The following is a 5,962-nucleotide window of genomic DNA, read 5'->3' as shown; positions in this document are numbered from 1 at the left end:
CCCTCCGCCTCCTCTTCCCCCGCCCGCCCGCTCCCGGTCCGGCTGTCCGCCGCACTGGTCCGGGCCGCCGCGCTGGAGGCGGTGCTGCTCGCCGGGCATCTGCTGCTCTATCCGACCGGCATGACCGGTGAACGCCGGTCATGCCGGTCGACACAAGCCCATCCCGTCGGAGCGGAGCCGCCCGCGGTACTGCTGCACGGACTGGCGGACAACCGCTCCGCCTTCATCGTGCTGCGGCGCGCGCTGAGCCGACGCGGCCGGCGGCCGGAGTGCCTCAACTACTCACTGCTCACCTGCGACGTGCGCACCGCCGCCGAACTGCTGGGCCGCCATGTGGAAGAGGTCTGCGCCCGCAGCGGACACGCCCGGATCGACCTGGTCGGCCACAGCCTCGGCGGGCTCATCGCCCGGTACTACGTGCAGCGGCTCGGCGGCGACCGGCGGGTGCGCACCCTGGTCACCCTCGGCACCCCGCACGCCGGCACTTCGGCCGTACCGGCGGCGAGCCTGCACCCACTGGTCCGCCAACTGCGGCCCGGCTCCTCGGTGCTGCGGGAGCTGGAGGAGCCCGCACCCGGCTGCCGTACCCGGTTCGTGGGCGTGTGGAGCGATCTGGACCAGTTGATGTCGCCGGTGGAGGCGGCCCGGATCGACCACCCGGACCTGCGGGCGGAGAACATCCGGGTGACCGGAATCGGCCACCTCGCCCTGCTCTTCCACCCGGCCGTCGCCGCCGCCGTCCACGACGCGCTGGCCGCGCAGCCCGGCGGAACCTCTGATTCCGCGGCTGTCGCCTAAGAGATTCGAACGACTCTCGAACGTAGGGCCAAGGGTCTGTGAGCGCCCGGCCGAAAGGCGGTCGAATGCCCGTTTCCCCCCGGGTCAAAACCCTCGGAAGATTGTCGCTCGCGCATACCGCCGGGTACAGTCGCGCCCACTGCTTTCCCCTCTGGGGCCCCCTTCGCGGGGCCGTCCCGGAACTGGTCCTGCTGCCGAGGCGAGAGAGACGTTGGTGAACGACCAGCACCCCCACGCCGGGTATCTCGGAGACGGCGCCTATGCGCCGGCCACCCACGAGACCGGCGGTTTCTCCACCAGCGGCTTCCAGAACGACGGCCACCAGGCCGGCACCACCGACGGCTACCCGCCCCCTCAGGGGACCTTCCCCACCGACCCGTTCGGCGCGGACGCCTACGCCACCGGCACCTTCACCCCCGGCGCCTTCGCCGCCGACCCGCTCTTCGCGGTCGACCCGCTCTTCGGCGCCTACCCCGAGGCCGGGGACCACGGCGGCGGCTTCCCCGCCGGCGGCGACGCCTCCGCCTACCCGGCGCCCACCGCCGGCTACGACGCCGGGCACACCGGCCACAGCGGGCAGTACGACGCCACCGCCTGGGCCACCGGCACCGGATACCCGGAGTTCTCCGAGTACACCGGCCAGTGGGACGCGAGCGCGTGGGCCGATGCCGGCACCCAGACCATGCCGACCGCCACCGTCCCGACGAGCGCGTCGCCGCCGGAGACGCCGCAGGCCGCGCCCGTGTACGAGGCCACCGCCCAGTGGGACGCCTCCACCTTCGACACCGGCGCCTACTCGACCGCCGCCTGGCACTACTCGACCGCGCCGACCGAGACGTTCTCCGTCCCGGAGCAGTACGACTACGCGGCGGCAGACGGCCGGCCGGACCTCCACCCAGACCTGCTGCCGGGCTTCCACCAGGATGTCGCCGCCGAGCACGACCACGCCGAGGCCGGCGAGGTCGACGAGGTAGGCGACGCAGCCCTCATGCCGGAAGGGCCGGACGCGCCGGAAGGGCAGGGCGGGCCGCAGAGGCGGGACGGCACGGACGGCCACGCGCCCGGCGGCGAGGCCGAGTTGACCGCGGTGGTGCCCCGCCCGGCGCGGCGCGCGCCGCAGGGCGGCCGCGGCCGCCGCCGTACCCCGGCCAAACGCTCCGCGCTGCTGACCGTCGCCGTGCCGTCCGCCTGCGTCATGGGCGTCGCCGGCATCGCGGCCGCCTCGATCAGCGGCCTCACCGGCGAGGCGGCCCAGCCCAAGACCGACGACAAGGCGGTCACCGCGGCCGACAAGCCGGCCGTGCAGCCGGTCGTCGCCAACCGCCAGCTCGACACCCAGCTCGCCGCGCTCAGCGCCGACGCCCGCGACTTCGGCGACCGGGCCAGCCGCACCCAGGAGCGCATCGACCTCCAGGTCCGCCAGGAGGCGGAGCGCAAGAAGCGCGCCGAGGAAGCCGCCCGGCGCGAGGCGTTGCGCCCCAAGTTCGCGCTCCCCGTCGCCCTGCACCAGCTCAGCGCCCGCTACGGCCAGGCCGGCGTCAACTGGATGTCCCTGCACACCGGCATCGACTTCCCCGTGCAGTACGGCACGCCGGTGATGGCCGCGACCGACGGCACCGTGCGCACCCAGTGGAACAGCGCCTACGGCAACATGGCCATCGTCACCGCCGCGGACGGCACCGAGACGTGGTACTGCCACCTCAGCAGCACCAAGATCCGCTCCGGCTCGGTCAAGGCCGGCGACACCATCGCGTACTCCGGGAACTCGGGCAACTCCACCGGCCCGCACCTGCACTTCGAGGTGCGCCCCGGCGGCGGCTCGGCGATCGACCCGCTGCCCTGGCTGCTCAGCCACGGCCTCGACCCGACGAGCTGAGCCCCGCACGAAGCGCGCGAAGGGGTCGGACTCCCGTGGGAGCCCGACCCCTTCACCGTATCCGAGCCGCTACTCGCGCGCCTGCGGTTTCCACCGGCCGACCCAGCCGGCGGTCTCCTCCACCGGCCGCCCCCGCCGGTGGTCTCCTCCATCGGCCCGCCCGGCGTCCCGGCGGTTTCCCACCGGCCGGGACGCCGGGCGCTACAGCTTCTCGACCGGGGCGTACCGCAGCAGCAGCCGCTTGGGCTTCTCGTCGCCGAAGTCGATGGTCGCCTGCGCGTCCCCGCCGGTGCCGGTCACCGCAAGCACCGTGCCGAGGCCGAACTGGTCGTGGGTGACCCGGTCGCCGACCGTCAGCGCGATCACCGGCTTGTCCGTCGTACGCCGGGTGGCGAAGCCGGACGGGCCGGCGCTGCGCGAGCGGGACGAGGACAGCGAGGAGGCGATCCCGGAGACCGGACCGGCCGGGGCGGCCTTCGCGCCGGTGCGCTTCCACTCCAGGTACGCGCCGGGGATCTCCTCCAGGAAGCGGGAGGGCGGGTTGTACGAGGGCTGGCCCCAGGCGCTGCGCATGGTGGACCGGGTGAGGTAGAGCCGCTCCCGGGCGCGGGTGATGCCGACGTACGCCAGGCGCCGCTCCTCCTCCAGCTCCTTGGTCTGGCCGAGTGCGCGCATGTGCGGGAAGACGCCGTCCTCCAGGCCGGTGAGGAAGACCACCGGGAACTCCAGCCCCTTGGCGGTGTGCAGGGTCATCAGCGTGATGACGCCGGAGCCCTCCTCGTCCTCGTCCGGGATCTGGTCGGAGTCGGCGACCAGCGCCACCTGCTCCAGGAACTCGGCGAGCGTGCCCGGATTCTCCTCCTGCCGGTCCTGCTCGAACTCCAGGGCGACGGCCGCGAGTTCCTGGAGGTTCTCGATGCGGGTCTCGTCCTGCGGGTCGGTGGACGCCTGGAGTTCGGCGAGGTATCCGGTGCGCTCCAGGACGGCTTCCAGCACGACGGCCGGGCCCGCGCCGGACTCGACGACCGTGCGCAGCTCGTCCATCAGGGTGTTGAACCGCTTGACCGCGTTGGCCGAGCGGGCGGCCATCCCGTACGCCTCGTCGACCCGGCGCAGCGCCTGCGGGAAGGTGATCTTCTCGCGCAGCGCGAGGGCGTCGATCATCGCCTCGGCCCGCTCGCCGATGCCGCGCTTGGGGGTGTTGAGGATGCGGCGCAGCGGGACGTTGTCCTCGGGGTTGGCGAGGACCCGCAGGTAGGCGAGGACGTCCCGGACCTCCTTGCGCTCGTAGAAGCGGACGCCGCCGACGACCTTGTAGGGCAGGCCGACCCGGATGAAGATCTCCTCGAAGACGCGGGACTGGGCGTTGGTGCGGTAGAAGACCGCGACGTCCCCGGCCTTGGCGTCCTTGGCGTCGGTGAGCCGGTCGATCTCGTCGGCGACGAACTGGGCCTCGTCGTGCTCGGTGTCCGCGACGTACCCGGTGATCTGCGCGCCGGCGCCGGCGTTGGTCCACAGGTTCTTCGGGCGGCGGCTCTCGTTGCGCTCGATGACCGCGTTGGCGGCGGAGAGGATGGTCTGCGTGGAGCGGTAGTTCTGCTCCAGCAGGATGGTGGTGGCGTCCGGGTAGTCCTCCTCGAACTGGAGGATGTTGCGGATGGTGGCGCCGCGGAAGGCGTAGATCGACTGGTCGGCGTCGCCCACCACGCACAGCTCGGCCGGGGCGAGGTCCTCGTAGCCGGTGCCGACCAGCTCGCGGACCAGGGTGTACTGGGCGTGGTTGGTGTCCTGGTACTCGTCCACCAGCACGTGCCGGAAGCGGCGGCGGTAGTGCTCGGCCACGTCGGGGAAGGCCTGGAGCAGGTGGACGGTGGTCATGATGATGTCGTCGAAGTCCAGCGCGTTGGCCTCGCGCAGCCGCGACTGGTACATCCGGTACGCCTCGGCCAGCGTCTTCTCGAAACCATCGGCCGCCTGGTCGGCGAAGGACTCGTCGTCGATCAGCTCGTTCTTCAGGTTGGAGACCTTGGCGCTGAAGGACTTCGGCGGGAACTTCTTCGGGTCGAGGTCTAGATCCCGGCAGACCAGTGCCATCAGCCGCTTGGAGTCGGCGGCGTCGTAGATCGAGAACGACGAGGTGAAGCCCAGCTTCTTGGACTCGCGGCGCAGGATGCGCACGCACGCGCTGTGGAAGGTGGACACCCACATGGCGTTGGCGCGCGGGCCGACGAGCTGCTCGACGCGCTCCTTCATCTCGCCGGCGGCCTTGTTGGTGAAGGTGATCGCCAGTATCTGCCCGGGGTGGACGTGCCGGGTGGCCAGCAGGTGCGCGATGCGGTGGGTCAGCACCCGGGTCTTGCCGGAGCCCGCGCCGGCCACGATGAGCAGCGGGGAGCCGGTGTGCACCACGGCGGCGCGCTGCTGCTCGTTCAGCCCCTCCAGCAGCGCGGCGGCGTCCACGACGGTGCGCGGGGCGCCGTCGCGGTGGTACTCCTGCCGGGGTGCGGGCACGTCGAAGCGGTCGCCGAAGAGATCGTGCGGGATCTCCTCGGGACCCGGACCGTGGTGGTCGTCCTCGGGCGGAGGAGGCGGTTCCTCGCCGGTCCGGTCGCCCGCCATCCGCTCACCCGCCTTCCGGTTGCCGAGTCCCGCCAGGAAGCTGTCGTCAAAGAGGCTGCTCATCGCCTATCGAGTCTAGGACGCCCCACTGACAACCGCGGACGAACGGTCGGTCCCGCCCCGTCCCACCGTCCGAACCCGGCCAAGGTCACGGAAATGTATCGGGCAAATCGAACATCATCCTTCACAGCACCCCCACAGGTTGGCTAGCGTGCTCGCCCAAGCGGCCCGCCCCGCATCGGCGAACCACGCCGGTCGGGTCGCACCGCCGAATCCGTGCTGCCCCAGGCATGCCCGGAACCGGGATCCACCGACGTACGACCGGCACGACGACGCACGACTGAGACGTACGACCGAGACGTACGACCGAGGTGAATCGGCCCGCGCCCGCACCGCGCGAGGGGCCGTAGGGCACCTTCCGCACCGCCCGCACCTGCACGGCCGACCCCGGCCGACCCGGTAGGCGGTCCATGGAAGGAGATGCCGGCCTTGGCGTCGCATCGCAAGCCGCGCTCGCGCACCCTGCCCGTCCTGCACACCCCCGCCCCCGCCGCCGTCGGGGTCACCACGGCCGCCGCGCTCGCGTCGGTCGCCCTCATCTCCGCGCAGAGCGCCACCGCGGCGGCCCCCGCCGCCCCGTCCGGCCGCACGCCGACCGCCGGAGCGCCC

General features: G+C 72.5%; 3 protein-coding genes and 1 pseudogene. 3 read left to right on the top strand and 1 reads right to left on the bottom strand.

Going from position 1 to position 5,962, the window contains the following annotated elements:
• Positions 1-42: 42 nt before the first annotated feature.
• Both C6N75_RS25365 and C6N75_RS25355 read left to right on the top strand, forming a co-directional pair.
• Entirely contained in the window at positions 43-798 is a 756-nt protein-coding gene (locus tag C6N75_RS25365) for an esterase/lipase family protein (RefSeq protein ID WP_258177606.1), read from the top strand.
• A 214-nt stretch (positions 799-1,012) separates the two neighbouring features.
• A complete protein-coding gene (locus C6N75_RS25355; protein ID WP_407703272.1) occupies positions 1,013-2,674 on the top strand; it encodes a peptidoglycan DD-metalloendopeptidase family protein in 1,662 nt (553 codons plus the stop codon).
• 201 nt (positions 2,675-2,875) lie between these two features.
• Here C6N75_RS25355 and pcrA read toward each other — a convergent pair whose 3' ends face one another.
• Positions 2,876-5,356: a DNA helicase PcrA gene (gene pcrA, locus C6N75_RS25350; RefSeq protein ID WP_105871205.1), complete on the bottom strand. Its 2,481-nt coding sequence runs from the start codon at positions 5,354-5,356 to the stop codon at positions 2,876-2,878.
• 417 nt (positions 5,357-5,773) lie between these two features.
• Here pcrA and C6N75_RS25345 point away from each other — a divergent pair.
• Positions 5,774-5,962, top strand: a pseudogene (locus C6N75_RS25345) (hypothetical protein); the annotation flags it as partial.

Source organism: Streptomyces solincola, from assembly GCF_002982015.1.
Taxonomy (GTDB): domain Bacteria; phylum Actinomycetota; class Actinomycetes; order Streptomycetales; family Streptomycetaceae; genus Streptomyces; species Streptomyces solincola.
The sequence above is the reverse complement of the archived record's forward strand: the minus strand, read 5'-3'. Positions and strand labels throughout refer to the sequence as shown.

Bases quoted from the DNA above. Each gene is read 5' to 3' on its own strand.
- pcrA (WP_105871205.1), bottom strand. From the start codon at position 5,356: ATGAGCAGCCTCTTTGACGACAGCTTCCTGGCGGGACTCGGCAACCGG.